Source organism: Streptomyces sp. SID1328, assembly GCF_009865595.1.
GTDB lineage: Bacteria > Actinomycetota > Actinomycetes > Streptomycetales > Streptomycetaceae > Streptomyces > Streptomyces griseoluteus.
On sequence record NZ_WWKH01000934.1, the window covers coordinates 1 to 2942 of the forward strand.

Annotated in this window: 1 protein-coding gene and 1 pseudogene; both read left to right on the forward strand. The window is 71.0% G+C overall.

The window, feature by feature from the left end; genetic code table 11:
• The first annotated feature begins 111 nt into the window (after positions 1-111).
• On the forward strand, positions 112-2274 hold the full coding sequence (locus GT030_RS30260) for a transglycosylase domain-containing protein (RefSeq protein WP_202460748.1): 2163 nt from the start codon (positions 112-114) through the stop codon (positions 2272-2274).
• Between the two features lie 70 nt (positions 2275-2344).
• Positions 2345-2942 (forward strand): annotated as a pseudogene (locus GT030_RS30265) (hypothetical protein); the annotation flags it as partial.

Genomic DNA, 2942 nt, shown 5'->3' on the forward strand with positions numbered 1-2942 from the left:
CGGGGCCGGCGCGCGGCGCCGAAACGGGCCTGGGGACGCCGTGCCCAGGAGCCGGCCCGGCAGGAGCCCGAAAACACCCCGGCCCCGGCGGCGTTCGAGCCCGAGGCCACCATGCAGCTCCGGGTCGGCGCCATCCGGCCCGACGAGACGATGCAGCTCAAGATCGTCGCGCTGGACGGCACCCGCCCCGCGCCGAAACCCGAGCCGAAGGCCACCGAGGAGGCCGGCGCCCCCCACCCCTCCCGCGTCCTGGCGCCGCTGCTGACCGTCCTCGGCGTACTGCGCCGTCTCCTCGCCCCGGTCACCGCCAGGCTCGCCCCCTACGCCGTACTCGCCGCGCCGTACGTCCGCAAGCTGCGCCCGGAGTACCCGCGTCCGGGCCGGGAGGACTGGCGGCGCTGGATACCGTCCTGGCGGCAGTGGCTCGCGGGCTGGCTCGCCCTGACCGGCCTCTCCGGCCTCTTCCTGACCGTGGCCTACGCGGCGACCGACGTCCCCACCAACCTCAACTCCTACGCCACCCAGCAGGACAGCGTCTACTTCTGGTCCGACGGCACCCCGATGGCCCGGACCGGCTGGGTGCGCCGGCAGGCGATGCCGCTCAAGGACATCCCGGAGGGCGTGCGCTGGGCGGTGCTGGCGGCGGAGAACGAGAGCTTCTACTCCGACCCCGGCATCTCCGCCAAGGGCATCACCCGCGCCCTGTGGCGCACGGTCGGCCAGGGTGACACCGAGGGCGGCTCCACGATCACCCAGCAGTACGTCAAGAACGTCTATCTGAACCAGGACCAGAACCTCGGCCGCAAGCTCACCGAGGCGATGATCGCCCTCAAGCTCGACAACCGGATGAGCAAGGACAAGATCCTCGAGGGCTACCTCAACACCAGTTGGTTCGGCCGCGGCACCTACGGCATCCAGCGCGCCTCGCAGGCGTACTACGGCAAGGACGTCAGCAAGCTCAACCCCAGCGAGGCCGCCATGCTCGCCTCGCTGCTCAAGGGCGCCGGCCTGTACGACCCCACGCTCAGCGCGGCCAACCACCGCCGGGCGGTGGAGCGGTGGTCGTGGATTCTCGACCGCATGGTCAAGATCGGCAAGCTCTCCCCGGCCGAGCGCGCCAAGTACACCAGGTTCCCCGAGCCGATCAAGACGCTCCAGATCTACGACACCGGCAAGCAGAGCGACTACCTGGTGGAGCTGGCGTCGCAGTACGCCAGGAAGAACGCGCATCTGTCGGACAAGGAGTTCGACCTCGGCGGCTACCAGATCTACACCACCTTCGACCGCAAGCGGGAGAGCGAGCTGACCGACGCGGTCACCAAGGCCCGCGAGGCCGCGCTCAAGAAGGACCCCAAGGCCGCGCGCACCGCGCACTACGGCGCCGCCTCGGTCGCCACCGACGGCCGGATCGTCGCCGTCTACGGCGGCCCCGACCACCGCGAGCAGGGTTACAACGAGTCCAACGCCACTACGGTGCCCGCTGGTTCGGCTTTCACACCCTTCGTCTACGCGGCGGGTCTGGAGCACGGTGTGCACAAGACCCGCGAGGGCCCGGCGACCCCGGTCACCCCGGAGTCGGTGTACAACGGCGACGACGCGGTGCCCGTCACCACCCCCGAGGGCCCCTACTGGGACCGCAGTGGCAAGAAGGTCGCCGCGCACAACGACGGCAAGCGCTCCTACGGACCGGTCTCCCTGCGCCAGGCGCTCGCCCGCTCGGTGAACACGCCGTTCATGCAGCTCGGCATGGACACCGGGCTGGAGAACGTGAAGGCGACCGCGCAGGCGGCCGGGCTGCTGCCGTCCAGCTTCGGCCCGGCGACGCCCAACCTGTCGCTCGGCACCTCAACGCCCAGCACGATCCGCATGGCCAGCGGCTACGCCACCTTCGCGGCGGACGGCCGGCACACCGAGCCGTACTCGGTGCGCCGGGTCACCCGCAACGGCGCCGGTGTCCGCCTCGACGCGCCCGACCGGCGCCGGGCGGTACGCCCCGAGGTCGCCCAGCAGGTCAGCGAGGCCCTCGCGGACAACTTCCGCGCCTTCCACCCCACCCCCGCGGCGACCACCCCCGCCGCCGGAAAGGACGGCACCACCGACAAGGACACCGCGCTGTGGTACACGGGCACCCTCAGGTCGGTGTCGACCGCGATCGTCGTCTACCGCATCGACCTGGGCAAGAGCCTGGAACCGCTGCCGCTGGACGGTCTGGCCGGCACCCGTGAGAACAGCGTGCCGTTCGGAATCTGGTCGCGGGCCATGGGCGTCGGCTGAGCCCCCGCCACCGCCCGGCCCACCCCTTCCCGGCTCCTCAACCCGCAACCCGCCCCGGAGATCGATCCGTATGAAGTCGTCGAGCACAGGCCGCCGTCGCAAGGCACGCACCACCGAGGGCCGCCGCGTGACGCGCCCCGCCGTCCTCGCGCTGGCCGTGCTGCTCGTGCTCGTCTCCACGGTCACGGGGTATCTGCTGCTGGGCCACGAGGACGACACAGCCTCCGCGGTCTCCCCCGCCAAGGAGCCCGGCGCGTCCGCCGAGCCGGAGTGGGACGGGAAGACCAAGGTGCTCGGGGACGGCTCCACCTCCTACACCGGGCCGCAGAAGGGCACGTTGAAGCCCGTACGGCTCAAGCCCGGTGAGAAACCGCCCCAGTTCGTCGTCTTCTCCTGGGACGGTGGCCTGGAGGGCAGCGACCATCTCTTCTCGCACTACCGCCGGCTGGCCAAGCAGTACAACGCCCACATGACGTTCTTCCTCACCGGCATCTACCTGCTGCCGAAGGCCAAGAAGGACCTCTACCACCCGCCGCAGCACTCCCCCGGCGCCGCCGCGATCGACTACGCCACCGACGAGCACATCCGCGAGACCGTGGAGCAGCTGCGCGAGGCGTACGAGGACGGCAACGAGATCGGCACCCACTTCAACGGGCACTTCTGCGGCG